15 protein-coding genes and 2 tRNA genes are annotated in these 21,766 nt (G+C 41.2%); 14 read left to right on the forward strand and 3 right to left on the reverse strand.

From position 1 onward, the window contains the following. Positions 1-4: 4 nt before the first annotated feature. The 7 genes from EYW48_RS15075 (at position 5) to EYW48_RS15105 (ending at position 7,419) form a co-directional block, all read left to right on the forward strand. Positions 5-80 (forward strand) — tRNA-His (locus tag EYW48_RS15075). An 8-nt stretch (positions 81-88) separates the two neighbouring features. Then, positions 89-165: transfer RNA gene (locus tag EYW48_RS15080), tRNA-Pro, on the forward strand. Between the two features lie 626 nt (positions 166-791). Then, positions 792-2,507 carry an ABC transporter ATP-binding protein gene (locus EYW48_RS15085; RefSeq protein ID WP_053309748.1) on the forward strand — a complete coding sequence of 572 codons (1,716 nt, stop codon included), beginning with the start codon at positions 792-794 and terminating at the stop codon, positions 2,505-2,507. A 108-nt stretch (positions 2,508-2,615) separates the two neighbouring features. Continuing rightward, on the forward strand, positions 2,616-4,172 hold the full coding sequence (locus tag EYW48_RS15090) for an ABC transporter substrate-binding protein (RefSeq protein ID WP_277432625.1): 1,557 nt from the start codon (positions 2,616-2,618) through the stop codon (positions 4,170-4,172). Positions 4,173-4,369: 197 nt separating this feature from the next. Then, positions 4,370-5,347, forward strand: coding sequence for an ABC transporter permease (locus EYW48_RS15095; protein WP_053309746.1), 978 nt, complete (start codon positions 4,370-4,372; stop codon positions 5,345-5,347). Positions 5,348-5,349: 2 nt separating this feature from the next. Then, positions 5,350-6,288, forward strand: a complete 939-nt coding sequence (locus EYW48_RS15100; RefSeq protein WP_053309745.1) for an ABC transporter permease — start codon at positions 5,350-5,352, stop codon at positions 6,286-6,288. A gap of 237 nt (positions 6,289-6,525) precedes the next feature. Beyond that, complete coding sequence (locus EYW48_RS15105) at positions 6,526-7,419, forward strand: SPOR domain-containing protein (protein WP_274676866.1); 894 nt, start codon at positions 6,526-6,528, stop codon at positions 7,417-7,419. Positions 7,420-7,799: 380 nt separating this feature from the next. Here the strand turns inward: EYW48_RS15105 and EYW48_RS15110 are convergent, their stop codons facing one another. Beyond that, on the reverse strand, positions 7,800-9,320 hold the full coding sequence (locus tag EYW48_RS15110) for an anti-phage dCTP deaminase (protein WP_194638803.1): 1,521 nt from the start codon (positions 9,318-9,320) through the stop codon (positions 7,800-7,802). Between the two features lie 122 nt (positions 9,321-9,442). Further along, a complete protein-coding gene (locus tag EYW48_RS15115; protein ID WP_194638804.1) occupies positions 9,443-9,760 on the reverse strand; it encodes a helix-turn-helix transcriptional regulator in 318 nt (105 codons plus the stop codon). Between the two features lie 103 nt (positions 9,761-9,863). Here EYW48_RS15115 and EYW48_RS15120 point away from each other — a divergent pair, with 103 nt between their 5' ends. The 7 genes from EYW48_RS15120 to EYW48_RS15150 all read left to right on the forward strand — a co-directional run bounded on the left by EYW48_RS15120 (position 9,864) and on the right by EYW48_RS15150 (position 21,077). Next, a complete protein-coding gene (locus tag EYW48_RS15120; RefSeq protein ID WP_194638805.1) occupies positions 9,864-10,394 on the forward strand; it encodes a hypothetical protein in 531 nt (176 codons plus the stop codon). Beyond that, positions 10,388-11,770, forward strand: a complete 1,383-nt coding sequence (locus tag EYW48_RS15125; protein WP_277432626.1) for a DEAD/DEAH box helicase family protein — start codon at positions 10,388-10,390, stop codon at positions 11,768-11,770. The genes EYW48_RS15120 and EYW48_RS15125 overlap by 7 nt, the downstream gene beginning before the upstream one ends. Positions 11,771-11,852: 82 nt before the next feature. Continuing rightward, a complete protein-coding gene (locus EYW48_RS15130) occupies positions 11,853-13,958 on the forward strand; it encodes a type I restriction-modification system subunit M (RefSeq protein WP_277432627.1) in 2,106 nt (701 codons plus the stop codon). 13 nt (positions 13,959-13,971) lie between these two features. After that, on the forward strand, positions 13,972-15,552 hold the full coding sequence (locus EYW48_RS15135; RefSeq protein WP_277432628.1) for a type I restriction-modification system subunit M: 1,581 nt from the start codon (positions 13,972-13,974) through the stop codon (positions 15,550-15,552). After that, on the forward strand, positions 15,549-16,727 hold the full coding sequence (locus EYW48_RS15140) for a restriction endonuclease subunit S (RefSeq protein ID WP_277432629.1): 1,179 nt from the start codon (positions 15,549-15,551) through the stop codon (positions 16,725-16,727). Before EYW48_RS15135 ends, EYW48_RS15140 begins: the two co-directional genes overlap by 4 nt. Before the next feature lie 67 nt (positions 16,728-16,794). Further along, positions 16,795-19,683: a type I restriction endonuclease subunit R gene (locus EYW48_RS15145; protein ID WP_277432630.1), complete on the forward strand. Its 2,889-nt coding sequence runs from the start codon at positions 16,795-16,797 to the stop codon at positions 19,681-19,683. Between the two features lie 2 nt (positions 19,684-19,685). After that, the gene (locus EYW48_RS15150) at positions 19,686-21,077 is read left to right on the forward strand and encodes a hypothetical protein (protein ID WP_277432631.1); all 1,392 of its coding nucleotides are present in this window, start codon (positions 19,686-19,688) and stop codon (positions 21,075-21,077) included. A 24-nt stretch (positions 21,078-21,101) separates the two neighbouring features. Here EYW48_RS15150 and EYW48_RS15155 read toward each other — a convergent pair. Beyond that, positions 21,102-21,766 (reverse strand): IS256 family transposase (locus EYW48_RS15155; protein WP_277432632.1); only part of this gene is annotated, 665 nt, incomplete at its 5' end.

Here is a 21,766-nt window from a genome sequence, read left to right on the forward strand (position 1 = left end):
AGTGGTGGCTATAGCTCAGTTGGTAGAGCCCTGGATTGTGATTCCGGTGGTCGCGAGTTCGAATCTCGTTAGCCACCCCATTGATTTTCGGTGAATAGCGCAGCTTGGTAGCGCATCTGGTTTGGGACCAGAGGGTCGGGGGTTCGAATCCCTCTTCACCGACCACTATAAGAAGCCTCAGTCGAAAGACTGGGGCTTTTTTACATCTGTGCTTTTTGCATCTGTGTTTGACTTCTTACCTCAATTTTAACGTACGAATACCGCTATTGATTTTTTACTCATTATGGCAGTAGATTATTATTTTCTTATCCGTAAATCTCAAATTTAAACTTAGTCTAATCAACTGCCATTTATGCTGTATGGTGGTTTTTAGTTTGGCATTCGGTTTGAAAATCTAGTTTTTGTTTCTGTTATGTTGCGTTTTTTGCCGTAAAATAGTTTGAGATTTTATTCTGGTGTTTTTTTTAGAATATATCGATGGTAGGCAATTTTGTAGCGATTAAGGCTATATTTAAAGGTGATTAATGACGTGCCAGAATATTGGTAAGACCAATGCTTCATGCATATGTCATGCATAAAAATACGATTTTACTGCTTTGCTTTTAGGCGATATCGATTTTTTATCCTATGGATGTTGCTTTTCTGTGAAATATTTGCCAAATTGATGGGCTTATAAATTACCAGAATATTGTACTGGTAAGAATGGATTCAATTTGACTGACTTTGAGCCTAATTTGGTTTGAGTTAGTTGCAGACAGGGCAGAATATTGCCAAAGCCGTAGAGGTCTGGGATGTCACTTTTAGAAGTTAAAAACCTGCGTATAGAATATCCGTCACGTCATGGTGTGCATGCTGCAGTAAAATCACTGTCGTTCAATATTGAACGAGGTGAAATTGTTGGTGTGGTCGGTGAATCTGGCGCTGGGAAATCAACCGTAGGTAACGCTGTTATCGATTTATTGAGCCCTCCTGGCCTGATCGCCAGTGGTGAGGTATTCCTCGATGGCGAAAAAATATCGGGCTTATCTCCTGAGCAGATGCGCAGTGTACGCGGTTCTAAAATCGGTTTCATCTTCCAAGATCCGATGACATCATTAAACCCTCTTTTCACGGTTGAACACCAACTCACTGAAACGATTCACGCTAACATGAAGGTTAGCGAAGAAGAAGCTTACCAACGAGCGCTTTCATTAATGAATCAGGTTGGTATTCCTCAACCTGAAAACCGTTTGAAGCAGTATCCGCACCAATTTTCTGGTGGTATGCGTCAGCGTGTGGTTATTGCTATTGCGCTTGCTGGCGAACCTGATCTCATCATTGCCGATGAGCCAACCACAGCACTAGATGTTTCGATTCAAGACCAAATTCTAAGCCTAATCCGCGATCTTTGCATAAAGAACAACGTGGGTTGTATGTTGGTTACCCACGACATGGGCGTTGTGTCTAATGTTACAGACCGAGTTGCGGTAATGTATCGTGGTGACTTAGTTGAATTTGGCCCAACCGCTAAAGTGTTGGGCGCGCCTGATCACTCATACACTCGCAGCTTGATTTCTGCGGTGCCACGTTCAGATAAGAAACTCGACCGTTTCCCACTGGTAAGTTATATCGAAGAAGCTAGTGAGCTAAAGCCGTTAGATGTGAAAAACCACTGGCTAGGTCAAAGTCAGGACAATCGTCAATACACAGGTCCACTGCTGACTGTTGAAAACGTCAATCTTCGTTTTACTACCAAAGATTCGCTATTTGAAAGTCGTCGTGAATACGTGCAAGCCTCGAATAATGTCAGTTTTGATGTATTTGAAGGTGAAACATTTGGTTTGGTCGGGGAGTCTGGCTCTGGTAAATCGACGATCGCGCGAGTCATTGCCGGACTGTACGCACCGAATTCTGGCAAAGTGTGTTTTGAAGGTATTGATTTGACGGGTCTTAAATCGGAAAAAGAACGTCGCCCAATGCGCCGACAAATGCAGATGGTTTTCCAAAACCCATATACGTCGATGAACCCGCGCATGAAAATCTTCGATATCATCGCAGAACCAATCCGTTTTCATAAATTAACCAACAGCGAATCAGAAACACGCCAAATTGTTAATGATCTTCTAGAGCATGTTGGTCTTGGTAAAATGGCAGGGGTGAAATACCCACATGAGTTTTCTGGTGGCCAGCGTCAGCGTATTTCTATTGCTCGTGCCTTGGCTACTCGTCCTCGTCTATTGATTTGTGATGAACCAACCTCAGCATTGGATGTTTCGGTACAAGCACAAATTCTCAACCTACTGAAAGATCTTCAAGATGAGTTGAATTTAACCATGTTGTTTATCAGCCATGATTTACCGGTTATTCGCCAGATGTGCGACCGCGTAGGGGTGATGCAAATGGGAACCTTGCTGGAAGTTGCTCCTACCGAGCAATTGTTTACTTCACCACAGCATGAATATAGCCAGCATTTGATTTCTTTAATGCCTGAATTTACAGGTTTAAGAGAAGATGTAGTAACGGCATAAGCCGCAATAATGACTAACTGATATATAACCACCAAGCTTGCTTGGGATTAATAAACAGAAGCAAATACAACAACTAGGGATTTGGATTCCCGCATAAGGAGTTATGCAATGAAAACCATGAAAAGCAAATTAGCAGTGGCTTTAATGGCTGCAGGTTTGAGCTTTGCAGCAAGCGCGGCAGATATTACTGTCGCTTACGATGCTGACCCAGTGTCACTTGACCCGCATGAGCAGCTATCTGGCGGCACACTGCAAATGTCTCACATGGTGTTTGATCCTCTAGTTCGTTACACCCAGACATTTGATTTTGAACCTCGCCTTGCTGAAAAATGGGAGCGTGTTGATGAAACAACCTTCCGCTTTAACCTACGTAAAGGTGTTAAGTTCCACTCTGGTAACGAACTAACGGCAGACGACGTGGTATGGACGTTTGAGCGACTACAAAACTCTCCTGACTTCAAAGCTATCTTTGAACCTTATGAGAAAATGGTAAAAGTAGACGATTACACCGTCGAAATCGTATCGAAAGGTGCTTACCCATTGGTTCTGCAAACGGCGACTTACATTTTCCCAATGGATAGCAAGTTCTATTCAGGCAAAACGGACGACGGTAAAGATAAGTCTGAAGTGGTGAAACATGGTAACTCTTTCGCTTCAACTCATGTTTCAGGTACGGGTCCATTTATCGTAACTTCGCGTGAGCAAGGCGTAAAAGTTGAATTTGCACGCTTCAATGATTACTGGGATAAAGCATCTAAAGGTAACGTTGATAAGTTAACGTTGGTGCCAATTAAAGAAGATGCAACACGTGTTGCAGCGCTGCTTTCTGGCGATGTTGATATGATTGCACCAGTTGCACCGAATGACCACAAACGTGTTGAGCAAGCGAAAGGTATTGATCTAGTGACCTTACCTGGTACACGTATCATTACTTTCCAAATGAACCAAAATAGCAATGAAGCACTGAAAGATGTACGAGTACGTCAAGCGATCGTTCATGCGATTAACAATGAAGGTATTGTTGATAAGATCATGAAAGGTTTTGCAACAGCGGCTGGTCAACAAGGCCCTTCAGGCTATGCAGGTTATGATGCCAACCTTGTTCCACGTTACGATCTGAAAAAAGCGAAAGCGTTGATGAAAGAAGCCGGTTACGAAAAAGGCTTCACACTGACAATGATCGCTCCTAACAACCGTTACGTGAATGATGCGAAAGTAGCGCAAGCGGCAGCAGCTATGCTGTCTAAGATCGGCATTAAAGTTGATCTAAAAACCATGCCAAAAGCACAATACTGGCCAGAGTTTGATAAATGTGCAGCAGATATGTTGATGATCGGTTGGCACTCAGATACTGAAGATTCAGCGAACTTCTCTGAATTCCTAACCATGACTCGTAACGAAGAGACAGGTAAAGGTCAGTACAACTGTGGTCACTACTCAAACCCTGAAGTTGACAAGTTAGTTGAAGCATCAAACGTAGAAACTGATCCTGCAAAACGTGCTGCGATGCTACAAAAAGTAGAAACAACGCTATACAACGATGCAGCATTTGTTCCTCTACATTGGCAGAACCTAGCGTGGGGTGCGAAATCTACACTGGATATCAAACCAATTGTTAACGCGATGGAATTCCCTTACTTCGGTGACCTCGTCGTAAGCGAATAATTACTTAAGCAATGCCGTTACTTCGGTAGCGGCACTTAAGCCATTCAAGGCATCCGCAGTTGGATGCCTTATTAAGATTTAGGTACTTAGCTTTGTTTCAGTCGGGTTAGGTGCCATTTTTGAGACTGAATTTCTCCGTTCCTATTAAAGTTATTAAATTTTAAAAAGAACCATCATGGATAGTTAAGGGGCAAGGAATGTTTTCGTTTCTGGTCAAGCGCCTGTTTCAGGCACTGATAGTGATGTTTGTGATCAGTTTAGTGGCGTTTGCCATTCAGGATAACCTGGGCGATCCGTTGCGTGAGCTTGTTGGGCAATCTGTTTCAGAAGCCGAGCGTCAAGCACTGCGTGACGAACTGGGCCTCAATGATCCTTTCGTTACCAAATACACTCGTTTTATTACCGCTGCCGTTCAAGGTGACTTAGGCACATCTTATTTTTTCAAACGTCCAGCCGTTGACGTGATTTTAGACAAGTTAGTTGCCACGCTAGAGCTCGTGCTAGGTGCAACCATCATCATCATTGTTTGCTCGATTCCTTTGGGTGTGTATACCGCCATTCATCCTAAGAGCTTCTTTACTAAGGTCGTGATGGCCGGCAGTAGTATCGGTATTTCCATCCCCGTGTTTTTGACCGCGATTATGTTGATGTATGTATTTTCTATCGCCTTGGGCTGGCTGCCTTCTTACGGGCGTGGCGAAACCGCTAACTGGTTAGGTTGGGAGTCAGGCTTTTTCACTCTTGATGGGTTAGCGCACCTTGTTTTGCCGTGTGTATCACTGGCATCGATCATGCTACCGCTGTTTATCCGTTTGGTGCGTTCTGAAATGCTAGAGGTATTGAGTTCTGAATACATTAAATTTGCCAAAGCAAAAGGCTTGGCATTGAACAAAATTTATTATCAACATGCGTTGAAGAACACCATGCTACCAGTATTAACAGTAGGTGGTGTCCAAATCGGTACTATGGTGGCGTACACCATTTTAACCGAAACTGTTTTCCAGTGGCCGGGTACAGGCTTTCTTTTCCTTGAAGCCATCAACCGTGTCGATACTCCGTTGATCACCGCCTACGTTATTTTTGTGGGTTTGATTTTCGTGGTGACCAATACCATTGTTGACCTGTTATATGGGCTTATTAACCCAACCGTTAACCTAACTGGAAAAGGAGCTTAACCATGAGCCAATTTGCTGCTGCTCCATCTCGTTGGGAGCGTTTCAAACAGTCTGATTTTCTTTATCATTTCTTGCGCGATAAAGTTGCGATGACCAGTTTTGCCATCTTCCTGATGTTCTTAACTCTGTCTATCGCGGCACCATTAATTGCGCCAAGCAACCCGTACGATCTGTCATCGATTGATATTATGGATGCTGAATTACCACCATCATGGATGGATGGTGGAGAAGAACGCTTTATTTTGGGTACTGATGAGCAAGGTCGCGACATATTCTCAACCATGCTTTATGGCTCTCGTTTATCATTGACGATTGGCTTTCTTGCGGTTGGTTTACAGTTAATTCTGGGGATTGTGATTGGTCTTTCTGCCGGTTATTTTGGTGGCCGTATTGATAGCTTTTTGATGCGTTTTGCTGATGTTCAGTTGTCATTTTCGACCATGATGGTGGCGATCATTGTTTCGGCTATTTTTAAAGCCAGTTTTGGCAGCGAGTTCTACAGCCAATATGCAGTGGTAATGTTGGTAGTGATTATTGGCGTTGCAGAATGGCCGCAATATGCACGTACCATTCGAGCCTCTGTATTGGCAGAGAAGAAGAAAGAGTATGTGGAAGCCGCTCGTGTGATGGGCTTTAAAGCACCACGCATTATGTTCCGTCATATTCTACCGAACTGTTTGTCGCCAATTTTGGTTATCTCTACGGTACAAATTGCCAACGCCATCATGTCTGAGGCGGCACTTTCTTTCCTTGGTTTAGGTTTGCCGGTCGACCAACCGTCACTTGGTGCGCTGATCAGTATTGGTTTTAACTACATATTCTCTGGCGCGTGGTGGATTACTGCATTCCCAGGTTTTGTGTTGGTCACGTTGGTTTTGGTTATCAATTTACTGGGTGACTGGTTACGCGATGTGTTCAACCCTAAGATCTATAAAGGGTGATGTGAATTCATTGATTTTTTGATCAAAAGATACCTACACTAAGAGCTGCAGAATAATGCGGCTCTTTTTTTGCATGATTTTTGTACTCGCGCTATTTGCTAGCATTATTTTGACGAGTTAATTTTCATTCGTTTGCTATCTCACAGAAGTTTCAAATAGTTAGGGTATGGTATGAAGATGTTGAACATTGAACGAGCAATGTTGTTACTATAATTAACAAATAATATGGATATGAGTATGGGTCTGATGCTGAAAAATATGCTTCGCACCGTTTCGAGTTTGACACTATTGGCTCTTCCTGCCTTTTTCCAACCCGTATGGGCGGAAGATTTTCTCTGTGATGCAACACAAGCATCGACCAATCAATTGCCGGTTTTGGATAAGGCATGTCCCATTGGTCAAGGGCTATGGGGCAAAAAAAAGCCCAAAAGTCAGTCTTCAAATTTTTGGATTCAATGCGGAGTATTGAGTAAGCCTTTACCGCTACAAAAAGCTAAATTGTTTTATGCACATATCTCTACCGACGTTTGGCTTAAACCAGAAGCTAATACCTATCGCTGTTTGATTGGCCCTTATACTGACTATGCGCAAGCACAGAAAGAGCTACCGTTAATACAAAAAGTACCTGGATACAAAGAAGCGTTTATTCGTGAAGTGCAAAGAAGCAATGGTCAGGCTGCGGCTTCAGTACAAAAACCGAAAGCGCCAGCACCTGTTGCCACTAAAAAGCCTCAGGCTAAACCCAAAGCACAGCCGAAAACATTAGCGGAAGTTCCTAAAGCTCAAGCGACAGCGGCTAGCAATATGACTATTCGCTTGAGCGCTACAACCAATGGCATTGAATACCAAGTGCCGCATATCACCTCTGGTGATGATCAGTTTTATATGGAACATGGGTTAGCTTGGAATCGTTTAAGTTATGATTCGGCAGAAAAAACCTGTGCCACACTCAACATGCGTTTGGCTACTGAAGAAGAGTGGCAGCGTCTGCTTGATTCAAAACTGATGAAAAGTGATCAATGGCCAATGCATCTTCCATATTGGGGATGGGGTAAAAAGGGATTATTTACTAGTGGTAAGGTCAGTCAGCTCAAAGGCTCATCGCTACTCAATGTTATTTGTGTGAAGTAGCATTTAACTAAAAATCCCGCATTTCGCGGGATTTTTAAATTAATACAAAGGGTTACCTCATAGTAATTGAATACCCTTTACATCCTTATCTGGAAAATATCTGGAAACATTTACAGTATAAGCTTTGATAAGGTTTTCCAGAAATCTTAAAAATTTTGAATAAAAATCGGAAATAAAAAAGTCTGGAAATTGAATTTTCCAGACTTTCGCTGTATCAAGGAAACGATTAGCACGCTACAGCAGATTCTTTGGTTGTGCTCTTATTTTGTTGGGATGCGGATGAGTTTGACAGTTTTACTTTAGTTCCAGATTGTTCCTGCTTCCAAGCCGGCCAAGACTCGACTCGACTTTTAGATTTGCTTAGATGTGCAACTAATGTTCTATTCGGACTCATTGTATTTACTCCGGTAATCACTCACCGCAGAGGCGGCGGCTGTTTCTCTTTCAATGTAAGAAGTTGATAGCATCTGCATGCGCAAGACGGCATCACTCTCTTTCCAGTTAATTGCATCCCCGTTAGGGTCTTTTCTTTTGATTGGGTAGCCAGCCCCTAAATTTGTAGAAAAAAGATCGTAAAATGATCTAGGGCCAACTCCGACGAAGGGCTCGAATCTTACACCTTCTTTACTATTTAATTCTAGTGTTATTGAGTCAGAATGAAAGTCTAATGCTTTACTTTTTGGATACGGCTCAACATAGACAACTCTCTTAATTCCTGATGCGACAATGTGTTTTGCACAGTTATGGCAAGGGAAAGTCGTACAGTAGAGTTCCGCATCCTTCGTGCTTATATCACTTCTGGCACAAGCTAATATTGCTTCCATTTCAGCATGAACTACACGGCCATACTCTGTAATATCTTTTATTCTTGAGGTGCTAAGTAACTTTCTTAGAGGCTCTTTATGTTCATCGTCAGGTAAGGTATCGAGTATGTCATTTATGATCATCTTCTTTTCGTGAGCGTTTGAATCATAGCCCCTTTTCCAGTCTCGACCTCCTTCTTTGTCGACGATCCTTTCACCTTTGGAATCATATTCTGGCCAGTACAAGCCCCCTCCGGCTTGAGGAATATCATTAGCGCCAGTAGCAATTATGTTTTTATTTTTAGTCATAACAGCACCTACTTGACGAGAAAGATCTGCAGATCTTAAAGAAGAAGAGAAAGCCATGAACATAGCAAATTCGTCAAATGTCGGAGTTACAAAGGGTTTACCAAACATAAGGTCAATGGTTCTCCAAATGTCATATTGTGCTTTATGTCTATTGGAGCCGTAATCTATGAAAAAATCAGATAGATGATAGGTGTCCCTTGTATGCTGTCCATGTTTATCTGATTCATCAGCGTCCCTCTCAATTAGGAGGTTTGCTTCATCTTCAGACATATTTTTGTTTGCCATCAAGAAGTCACGCCTGCGGCTTTCACTTGAGTGAATACCTATCAAGTAAAAGCCTCTAGAATAGATTGTGCGAAGTTTCTGTACTTCTTCAGGGTGTTTTAGGGAGCTTATAATGAAAGCTTTGCGTTTTAACGGTGCTGAGTCTTGACTTGTAGAGCGTTGCTCCCTTATAAAATTAATTTGCGATGCGGCCGCGAGAGCAAGAATTGAATTATCACCACTTTTTTTGCGAATAGTGTTACCAGCAGACATCAAAGTGTGGGCTTTGTCATTATTACTTAAATCATCAGGTACATCCTCAAACAAGCTGATGATATCTTGTGATATTCGAATTTCTTCAAAAGAATAATTAAACGTCTCAAGACGCTCTGTAATTATCTGTTTTATTGCCGTTAGTTCAGTACCTACAGCTCCTACCAGCCCAATAACTATTTCAGAGTCTGAGTAACTTCCATTTAGATGCTCTTCATGAAGAACGCTTTCATCAATGCCTTTAACTACCATAGCTTAAATATATTTAATATTGAATTTGTTGAATATAATACCAGTGGTACCTATATGTTACTCATTTTGTATCGAAATGTGAGATGTGGGTAATGGGGAATATTGTTGGAAAGCGAAGAGAGTTAATTCTCCTTAATTTTCATCTTTAACGACTCTAGAAGAGCCTTCTTGTCTTGAGCAGGGAGCTTGTATATCAAAACAGCTAACTCTGCCAAATCATCATCCTCACAAAAGAAATAATTTAAAGGTACACCCAGCTCGTCAGCCATTTTCTTCAATGTACTGATATCTGGCGTATGCTTTCCTTTCTCATATTGATTCATTCGCGCACTAGCCGAACTTTCATCGATGCCAATACGCATTCCCAATTCTTTTTGGGAGATCTTGGCTTTTTTGCGCACCTCTTTGAGCCGCACTGGAATAGGGTTGTCGATCGACATTTATAATTCATACTAATTGGCTCTATATGACTAAGATTTTCTTAGTTTTACTGATTTCTGTATACTAAGCAATCCTTAGTATTTTGATTGGTATAAGCAGTACATGAAACGTTCTACAAAAATCAGTGCAGTAATGCATAAGCTGTTGATTGAAAAAAGAATGGATGGTTTTTCGGTTATGGAAATGAGGGATGCTTTAATAAACCTTAAAGAAGCGGCACAAAATCCTGATGAAGCGCGGAAACGAGTTTATCGTCAAATATGGCAATACCAGAAACGAAATTGGTTACGAAGCGAAGGTGAAGGAAGGAGAAAAAGGTACTTTCAAACGAAAGTATTTAAAGATCTCGATGTTGCACCTCGAAAAAAAGCGAAACGTGAAACTTTAATCAAAGAGAGCGCACCGGATTACTCTGTTTTACTTCGCGAGAGCAACGAATACAAAGGTGAATTGGAGATCGTGCTTGGTGAAATAGATGAATACCATTCATTAAAATGTCGCTTCCCTGAACTTGAGAGCCGGTTAGTTCCACTGTTACAGCAAGCAAGAGAACGTTCAGCGCAGTTGCTTGGAAAGATGAATGGATTAGAGAATGTCTTGAAAACTCTCTCAGAGGGCGATCAACCGTGTTAAGACAGTGGCAGGTCGAATGTTCTGAAAAAGCGTTACAGAAATTTAGGGAAAATCAACAACACTTCTTCTGCCAAGCAACTCCTGGCGCTGGTAAAACGGTGCTCGCGGCAACAGTTGCATCAAGGTTGCTTAACAATGATATGGTCGACCTTGTATTGTGTTTTTCTCCATCTTTAACGGTTTCTGATGGAATCAAAAGGACCTTTTCCCAAATACTGAACTGCACTTTTAATGGGGGCTTGGGCTCTATTGGGCAGTCACTAACATACCAATCTATTCAATTCCTTAATGATGATTTTTGGAAGGCGTTACGTAACCATCGAGTATTTGTTGTATTTGATGAGATCCACCATTGCTCTGGGTCTGAACTTGAAAATTCGAACGTTTGGGGTCAGCAAGTACTTACGAAGGTTCAAGGGCTCGCGACCTACACACTTGCTATGTCTGGTACTCCATGGCGTTCAGACTCTCTACCAATAGTTATGTCTGAATATAGTGACCCTGAAGGTCAAATCCTCGTTGATTATCAATACACCTTACAGCAAGCAATTGTCGATAAGGTTTGCCGATCTCCAAAGTTGGTGTTGGTTGATAACGAACATCTTTCAGTGACCAGTGATGAGAAAGTTGAATCGTTTTCTTCAATCTTAGAAATGCTTAAGCAGACCAAAACCTCATATCAAAGTGTTATACATAATCAGGATGCGATGGAGTATTTACTTGGGCTCGGCTGTAAGAAGCTTGCGGAAATTCGAACTCAATCCCCCAATGCTGGAGGGTTAGTCGTAGCCTCTTCTGTTCAGCACGCTCAAACAATCCAAAAGATACTCTCTCAAAAGTACTCTCAATCTGCATCAATCGTTACTTATCGCCATGAAGATCCGTTAGCTGAAATAGAACGTTATCGTCAAAGCGGTGCTCAATGGATTGTCAGTGTTGGAATGATCAGTGAAGGTACAGATATTCCTAGACTTCAAGTTTGTTGTCATATGAGCTCTGTCAAAACTGAGCTCTATTTTAGACAAGTGCTTGGACGCATCCTTAGGGTAAATAGCGGCATAAACCAACAAGCGTGGCTATACACTTTTGCAGAGCAAAACCTTATAGAGTTTTCAGAGCGTATTGAGCAAGACATTCCTGACTCTTGTATGTTTGCGAAAATAGAGAGATTGATAGAGTTTGAGTCAGAATCTCAACGTACCTGCCTAACTGGTCATGGTCTCTTAGAAGAACGAGCAGAAGTGAACTCAAAGTTGGTTTGGAGTAGCGCTATCAGTACCGAACTTAACTCAGCCGGATCTCTTAGTGCACTCGGTGATCTTCAATTGGGAGCTTTTAAGCAGCGCGTAATCTCAGCCTTTCTAGCCACTTCGTAGTTTAAAAATGATCTATGCACTCTAGTTCAATGCTCATTTCAGTTACAATGCCGCCAACTAAACGATACGTAACTGAAAAATCATGGTTGAACCACGTCAGCAAGAATTAAATAAGCAGCTTTGGAATATAGCCAACACCCTTCGTGGCAGCATGTTAGCAGACGATTTTCTCGGCTATCTCCGAGGCCTAATCTTCTACAAATATCTATCAGATAAGCTAAATCGCTACGCTAATGAATTGCTTTTGGAGGACGGTATCCAATTCGCTCAAATTGATGAAGTGAGTGAAGAGGGGCAAGAGTATTTAGAAGCGATTAAAGAAGAAGCTTTAAACACGCTAGGTTATTTCTTTAAGCCGTCGGGGCTGTTTCATGTGCTTGCTAAAGCGGGAGCTAACGGTGAGTTCATTCTTGATGTTGTGCATGATGTTCTTTATGACATCGAACAAAGTACCATGGGTTCAGGTTGTGTTGATGACTTCAAGGGTCTGTTCGAAGAACTAGACTTCACCTCTAACAAGTTAGGCAAAACGGCAGATGCTCGTAACAAGCTGATTGCCCAAGTACTTGAGCGATTAGATGGTATCGATTTCCATTTGGACAACAATGAAGTTTATATTCTTGGGGATACCTATGAATACCTAATCGGTATGCTTGCCAGTAGTACGGGCAAAAAAACTGGTGAGTTCTATACACCACAAATGGTCTCTAAGTTACTGGCTAAATTAGTAACCCTTGATAATCCAGACATAGAATCAGTATATGATCCAACTTGCGGTTCCGGCTCTTTGTTACTGCGTGTAGCGAAAGAAACAAACAACCCAAACTTAAAGTTTTATGGGCAAGAGCTGAACTCAAATACTTATAACTTAGCTCGCATGAACATGCTTATACATGGTATTCCGTGTAGCCGGTTCGATATCAAAAATGGCGATACTTTAGAATCACCATATCACCTCAATCAGCGATTTGATGCCGTAGTAGCTAATCCACCATTTAGCATACCTTGGTCGGCAAGAGAAAGTTTTCGGAACGACGTCAGATTTTCTGAGTCTGGGTTTCTTGCTCCCAAGAAGGCTGCTGATTTTGCTTTCATTCAACACATGATTTATCAGTTAAATGTGACTGGAACCATGGCAGTAGTTACGACGTTAGGCACCTTATCTAGAGGAGGTGCCGAAGGTGAAATACGTAAGTATTTGGTTGATGAGGGGCTTCTAGATATGGTCATTGGCTTGCCTGAGAACTTACTATCCTATACTTCTATTCCGACCTGTGTTTTAGTTTTTAGAAAAAACCGCAACGCTGATGCTCCTGTTTTGTTTATAGATGCTAGCCAGAAGGTTGATAGGTCTAAGCGAATACCAACATTATCTGAAGATGGTTTAAACAGTATTCTTGAGTCAGCAGAGAATCGTCTTGAAGTAGAAGAGTTTTCAGCTTTGATAACTAAAGAAGACATAGCTGCTCATGAATATAATTTAAACATTCCCCACTATGTTGACGTGGTAAAGCACATTACCTTGAAGAGTTTCGAGCACTACCACTCTGAGGTGCAAAAGCTGAATGCAGAGCATACGGTATATCGCGGAATTAAGGATTGTGACTTCAAGCTTGAGCCGTCGATTATGCGGTTAGGTTATAGTGATGAAAATGAGTTGATTAAAGCTGAGAAAAGGCTTTTCAAAGCATTTAAGCAGCAGGCGTTGCCTCACCTAGAATACACCCCAAAAAATGACTGGGAGTGGCTGGCTTTAGCACAACATCATGGTTTACCAACAAGGCTTCTAGATTGGTCGAAGAATCCGCTCATAGCACTATATTTTGCTATTGAAGAAGAAACAAATTCAGATTCAGCAATCTATGTATTGGTTGACCGAAAAGACCCGGTTGATATAGAAAAATATGAGTCACCACTAGACCTTAAGCCGCACAATGATGTTCGGAGATACATTCCCGATAACCTCACACCAAGAATAATCGCACAGAATGGCCTTTTTACCGCCCATACGAACCTTATGGCTGCCTATAAATCAAAACAGATGATAAAATTTGTTATTCCAAATGCACTCAGAAGCGATTTGAAAAGACAATTATCTATCTATGGTATCAATAGATTTTCTATATACCCTGGACTAGATGGTTTAAGTAATCATCTAAAGTGGCTTGAATCTAAAAACTTACATTAATTACGGACACCTCATGGTTGAACAACACCAACAACACCAACAAGAACTAAAGAAACAGCTTTGGAATATCGCCAACACCCTTCGTGGTAACATGTCTGCCGATGACTTCCGTGATTACATCCTTGGCCTAATCTTCTACAAATACCTTTCAGATAAGCTAAATCGCTACGCTAATGAATTGCTCTCTGAAGATGGTATTCAGTTCGCTCAAATCGATGAAAAGAGCGAAGAAGGTAAAGAGTACCTAGAAGCTGTTCAAGAAGAAGCACTAGACAAGCTAGGCTATTTCTTCAAGCCATCAGAGCTGTTCCATGTGGTTGCGAAAGCTGGAGCTGATGGTGAGTTCATTCTTGATGATGTGCGTGATGTTCTTAATGATATCGAACAAAGCACCATGGGCGCTGACAGTGCTGATGACTTTAACGGCCTGTTTGATGAGCTCGATCTAACATCAAACAAGCTAGGTAAAACGCCAGATGCTCGTAACAAACTGATTGCTAAAGTGCTTGAGCATCTAGATAACATCGATTTTCACTTAGAAAACAGTGAAATTGATATTCTTGGTGATGCTTATGAGTATCTAATTGGCATGTTCGCCAGTGGTGCCGGTAAAAAAGCCGGTGAATTTTATACACCACAAATGGTATCTAAGCTGCTAGCTAAGCTTGTGACACTTGATAACCCAAATCTAAAGTCTGTTTATGACCCAACATGTGGTTCTGGCTCATTGCTGTTGCGTGTTGCCAAAGAAGCCAATAACCCAGACTTAAAGTTCTACGGGCAAGAGCAAAACCCAAGTACTTATAACTTAGCTCGTATGAACATGATCATGCATGATGTTCATTACAATCGCTTCGATATTCAAAATGACGATACGTTAGAAGCTCCAGCGCATATCGAGCAACGCTTCAGTGCAGTAGTTGCTAATCCTCCCTTCTCTGCTGGTTGGTCGGCCAATACTCTACATCTTAATGATGAACGTTTTTCTGACTATGGGAAACTTGCCCCAAAAGGCAAGGCTGACTTTGCTTTTGTTCAACATATGCTTCATCAACTTGAGGATGGTGGAACAATGGCTGTGATGCTCCCTCATGGTGTTTTATTTCGCCCAAATGCAGAAGCTCAGATTCGTAAGCATTTAGTCAAAGAGAAGAACTACTTAGATATTGTTATTGGACTACCTACAGATATTTTCTTTGGAACTGAAATTCCAACGTGTATTTTGGTCTTTAAGAAAAACCGTAGACCTAAAGACAATATTCTTTTTATTGATGCTAGTCAGCATTTCGAAAAGATAACAAATGGGAACGCAATCACTGAAGATAATCTCAGTCAGATTCTTGATGCTGTAAAAAAGCGTAAGTTCATTGATAAGTATTCGTATGTTGCTACAGAAGAAGATTTTATTAAGCATAATTACAATCTGAATATTCCTCGGTACGTTGATACCTTCGAAGATGACGAGGAAGTTCAACTAGAATCAGTAGTTAAAAAGATTCGAGATAATGAATTAGAGCTTGAAATAATAGATAAATCGATTTCAGATTTTTGCCTCGAGTTAGGCTTACCTCCTCTTCGTGAGGAGATAAAATGAGTTTAGTGCTACCAAAATTAAGGTTTCCTGGCTTCAATGGGGAATATGTAGAAACCCCATTTTCTGAATGCACGGAAAGAACTTCTGTACCAGTGAAAGTAGAAAGTAACAAACTGTATACACAAATAGGTATTCGTTCTCATAATAAAGGTGTTTTTTATAAAGCAGCTGTTACAGGGCAAGAATTAGGTAATAAAAAGGTTTTTTGGGTTCAGCCAGAACATTTAGTCATAAATATAGTGTTTGCTTGGGAACAAGCGGTAGCAACTACAGATGTAGAGCAAAGCTCAATGATCGCATCGCATAGATTTCCTATGTATAAGTCTACAACTGAAAATGACTTAGGTTATTTGAACTACTTTTTTGCAACGAAGCGAGGGAAGCACTTTCTTATTTTAGCTTCACCTGGGGGGGCTGGTCGAAATAAAACATTAAACCAAAAAGATTTACAATCTCTCCCGATAAACTTGCCATGTAAGTCTGAGCAGACAAAAATCAGAAGTATGTTAGCTTCAGTTGACGAAAAAATTCGCTTGTTAGTAAGTAAGTTAAATTTAACGAAGGAGTATCGAAAAGGTATTTTTCAAAGCTTATTTAGTAAGAAGATAAGATTTAAGGATAGCAATGGAAATGCTTACCCTGAGTGGACATATGAAGCTATCGGTAAGTTTTTAGAACCGTACAAAGAGTTAGTTTCTTCCGATACTGAACTTCCAGTTTTAACTTCTTCTCGCACGGGGTTATACCTTCAAAATCGTTCAGTTTCCAATGACGGACATTATGGAGTGTTACCATTAGGTTACTTTACATATCGTCATATGAGTGACGATTCGATATTCAAGTTTAATTTAAATAAGAAATGGGAGCGAGGAGCTGTAAGTAAAGAATATCCTGTGTTTAGAGCTATTAATTTAGATAGTGATTTTTTAGAACTTCAGTTAAATGAAGGAAGTGATTTCAAACGGTTCGCGATTCAGCAAAAGCAAGGTGGAACTCGAACGCGTTTATATTTTAATAACCTTAAAGAGTTGCACCTTCACCTTCCTTGTTTAGAAGAACAACAGAGAATCAGTCAATTCCTACAAGCTATAGATACTAAAATTGAAGCAATTGAAAACCAAATAGAGAAAAGCAAGCAGTTTAAAGAAGGCTTATTACAGCAGATGTTTGTGTAACTTCTCTATGTATAGCTCTATCCGTTAGGGCTTTACATAACGGTATCTAAGGAAAGTAAATCGTCACATGGCTTATCAATCAGAACAACAATTAGAAGATAACTTAATTGCTCAGCTTGGCACTCAAGGTTTTGATATTATTGCGCTTAAAGGCAATGCTGCGCTTGAGTCAAACCTAAAAACGCAACTTGAAAAAGTGAATGAATGTACGCTTTCAGATACTGAGTTTCGCCAAGTACTGGGTAAGTTAGAGAAAGGCAATATTTTCACCAAGGCGAGGACATTACGCGACCAGCTAGATGTTACCTTGGATGATGGTGATAGCCGACACCTTACGTTGTTGTTTGATGATGCCAGTAAAAACAAGTTTCAGGTTGCCCAACAAATTACGGTGAAGGGTATCTATACCAACCGATATGATGTGACGGTATTGGTAAATGGTCTTCCCTTAGTACAAATCGAGCTCAAGCGACGTGGCATAGAGTTAAAAGAAGCGTTCAATCAAGTTAAGCGCTACCAAAAGCACTCCTATCATGCCAACCACGGCCTGTTTAATTATGTTCAATTTTTCGTGATTTCTAATGGGGTTAATACTCAGTATTTCTCTAATAATAGCGAGATGTCCGCTAAGCAAACTTTTGATTGGACGGATTTTGATAATAAGAAAATCAGTCAACTTCCTAGCTTTGCTAGTGCTTTCCTAACAACATCGCATTTAACAGCGATGCTTACTAAGTACATTGTCTTGAACGAGACAGGAAAGTTCTTAATGGTGCTGCGTCCGTATCAGTTCTACGCAGTGGAAGAGATCATAAAACAAGTCAAAACCACCGACTTGAATGGCTACATATGGCATACCACCGGTTCTGGTAAAACGCTGACATCCTTTAAAGCAGCGCAGATTATGACTTCATTAAGTGAAGTGGATAAAGTTGTTTTTGTTGTTGACCGTAAAGATCTCGATTACCAAACAGCGTTGGAATTTAATGCCTTTGCCAAAGGCTGTGTAGATAGTACAGACAATACCAATATGCTGTTTCACCAGTTAATTGATAAGCCAATTAAAGGCAAAAAGATTAACGAGAACCGCAACAGTAAGCTTGTTGTTACGACACTGCAAAAACTCAATAATGTGGTGACTAAAAAGCGCTACCTAAATGAGATGGAAGCACTACAAGATAAACGTATTGTTTTTATCTTTGATGAGTGTCACCGCAGCCAGTTTGGTGATACACACCAGAACATCACCGAGTTCTTCAAGGGGGCTCAGCTGTTTGGCTTTACAGGTACCCCCATCTTTGCTGAAAACGCAGTGGCAAAAAAATCCATTAAGAAAACCACAAAAGACCTTTTTGGTGAATGCTTGCACCCCTATGTAATTGTTGATGCGATTCGTGACAATAACGTTCTGAAGTTTGCCATCGAGTATGTGGGGCGTTATCAGTACAAAGATGGTTCGAACAACAATCTTGATATTGAAGTTGAAGATATCGACACTAAAGAGCTTCTTAGCTCTCCTGCGCGTCTTGATAAGATTACCGACTACATTATTGCTCATCACCGAAGAAAGACGCACAGCCGCGACTACAACGCGATGTTCTGTGTATCTGGTGTGCCTGAGCTGGTCCAATACTATGAACTGCTTGCAAAGAAGAAAGCGGAAGGTAGGCACAACCTTAAAGTGGCGACCATCTTTAGCTATGAAGCCAATGAAGAGGAAGAGTACGAGCTAGGCAGTGGTGATGCGGTAGAGATTCAAGAAGCCGCAGCGAAGTATCTTAACGATGGAGACGCTGTAAAACTGCACAGCCGAGATAAGCTTGAGTCTTTCATAGGCGACTACAACAAGATGTTCGGCACAAGCTATACAACCAAAGATAGCGAATCTTTCTATAACTACTACAAGAACATCTCTAAGCGAGTAAAAGCAAAAGAGATCGACATTCTTCTTGTCGTAAACATGTTCTTGACGGGTTTTGACGCGCCAAAACTTAATACGTTATATGTCGATAAGAACCTAAAGAATCACGGACTCATTCAAGCATTCTCGCGAACTAACCGCTTGTTAGATGAAACTAAATCTCACGGTAATGTGGTCTGTTTCCGCAACCTGAAGAAAGCAGCAGATGATGCATTTACGTTGTTCTCTAACAAGCAGCCGAATGAATCTATTGTTATACCGCCATTTGAAGACCTGTTAGCAGACTTTGATAAAGCTTATGAAGCGTTAATGGCAATTACACCAACAGTTGATTCAGTTGATGACCTTCCTGATGAAGAGGCTCAGGCTCTGTTTGTTAGGCAGTTCCGAGAGTTGATGCGTCTTAAAAATATGCTGGGTAATTTCGCTGATTTCGATATGGACTCGACCGCAATGAGCGATCAAGAGTTTCAGGACTTCACCAGCAAATATGCCGACTTAAATCGCCAGTTACGTGAGAACTCAACCAAAGAGAAAGTATCAATACTTGATGACGTCGATTTTGAACTTGAGTTGATGCACCGTGATGAAGTCAATGTTGGCTACATTCTTCACTTACTACGTGAACTGCACGAAGAAGAGAGCACGGACGAGAAAGAGCGTAAGCGTCAGGTAATCGCAAACTTGATTGCCTCTGACCCTACGTTACTCAGTAAGAAGGCTCTGATCGAGAAGTTCATGAATGAGCATCTTGACGGCATGCCTGCTAACGCTGATGTGGAAGAAGAGTTTGAATTCTTCTGGGAAAAAGAGAAGCGCGAAGCTTTAGAGAGCATGGCAACTGAAGAAAACCTAGATACTGACAAGCTAGAGATCTTGGTGAACCGTTATGAGCTTAGCGAAGAGATGCCGCTACGAGATGACTTCGCCGGAACATTGCAAACCAAACCGACGATACTGCAACGTAAGAAGATTGTTGGCCGCTTGACTGAGAAGTTCAAAGGGTTTGTTGATACGTTTATTGGTGGATTTTAGATATGACGGAAACAATAAAAGATATTTGGGGATCGATTACCAATAACATCAATAGTCGCTTAGCTAGTCCATTTTTCGGTGCCTTTTTGGTGTCTTGGGTACTATGTAATTGGGATAAATTAGTTTTGCTTTTCTTTGGAATGCAAAGTGTAGACTCTCGTATATCAGTGTTTCAAGATTCAATTGCATGGATTTCTATCGGGCATGAAAATTCCGTCAGCACAATATGGTGGCCGTTAGCTATCTCAAGTATCTATATGTTTTTAAGTCCTTATTTACATATAGCTATCCAACAGGTTCAAAAGCACAGTGCAGGTTTGAGGTATTCTCTGACTGTTGATCAGGATGTCGATAAAGAAGATGCTAGGGGTCGTTTAGTTAAGGCCAAAGCAAAAGCCAATTTACAGAACAAAGTTGCGGAAGATGAAGTTCGTGCAGAGATCGAAAACTCAGTTGCGGAGACTAAAAAATTGCAAGAAGTTGCAGCCGCCGCAGAAGCTAGAAAGAACCTCATTCAAGAGAAGTACCTTGAGGCACAAGAAAAAGTTAAGGAACTGAAGTTAGCCAATGAGGTGTTGGCTCGAAAAGAAGCTAAAAAGCTTCAAGATGCAGAGAAGGCGACATTCGCTTTCGATAAATCGAAAGCTGAGCATGAAAATGCACTTCTTACTCTGCGACTCCCTCTAGCTTACCAATATATGAATACTCTTTCGGATAGCTTGAATGATGATGAAAAGCGGTACTCGTTATTCCATTTGTCAGAAATCATAGCTGCAACCTTCGGCTACCAAGGTTTTGAACAATTGATCAAAGATGAATCATTCACAGCCAAGAACATAAAAAAGATAAAGTATCTCTCGTACGACTCGGAAACTTTATTTGATTGTTTGAATAATATAATCGAATCAGAAAATGAAGAAGATTATGACTCAAGCTGGTTGTTCGAACATATCCAAATGACGTTGGATCAGTATTCATTGCAGCTCCAAGATTTAGACAGTGTGGCTGAAGAAGCGATCAATGAACTTTGGGATGCCGACTTGATCGGAGATATTGTTAATTCTGACGCAGGAAGTTCAGAAACAGCCATTACGAACGTTGATTGTTTTGACCAACTAGACGATTTAGAAAGAACAGGATATCGGTGGGTAAATGGTGAAGGGCTCTACATTCGTTACTCTTGTAATCTTTCAGGAGATAATCACCCTGACAAACCGTTTTCTGGGGATACAATTCACGTAGACTTTGAAGTTAAACATCCGTTAGTCATTGGTGAAGCTGGTCTAGGTGAGTTCGAGATGTATGATATTAAGGCTCGAGGTGAAGATTATTCCGATGAGAGTGATTGGGAGTTTGGTGGTACGAATCCTGCTCCTGCTCCTGCGACCCTGTAAATAATTTTGTGTAACTGCTCTTGGTTATAAGTATTCAGTTAGTCGGTCTTCGAACATAATCATAAAGCGGTTTAGAGCTTGTTTCCAGTGATGGATTGGCATTGTCCATCTCTTGGAAGCATCCATTATCGCTAGGTACACCACCTTTCTTGCCGATTCATCTGTCGGGAACAGTTTACGCTTCTTAGTCGCTTTTCTTATCACGCTGTTCAGAGATTCAATCGCATTCGTTGTATAGATAGCTCTACGGATATCTTGAGGGTAGCTGAACAGAGTATTGAGATTATCCCAATGAGCCGTCCATGAGCGACTGATTTGAGGGTACTTGTCATCCCATTTATCACCAAAGTGCTCTAACGCCAACAGTGCTTCATCTTCAGTCGTAGCTTGATAGATTTCCTTTAAGTCTGCGGTAATGGTCTTGTAGTCTTTCCACGGAACGTATTTCATTGAGTTTCGTACCATGTGTACAATACAGAGCTGGATTTGAGTTTTTGGATAAACGGCATTGATGGCATCAGGAAAGCCCTTGAGGCCATCAACACAAGCGATGAGGATATCATTCACACCCCGATTTTGAAGCTCTGTAAGTACACTGAGCCAGAACTTCGCGCCTTCAGTTTCGGACATCCACATCCCAAGAAGTTCTTTCTGACCTTCCATATTGACGCCGAGAGCAAGGTAAATGG

Source organism: Vibrio sp. 1180_3 (assembly GCF_029478545.1).
Taxonomy (GTDB): domain Bacteria; phylum Pseudomonadota; class Gammaproteobacteria; order Enterobacterales; family Vibrionaceae; genus Vibrio; species Vibrio aestuarianus.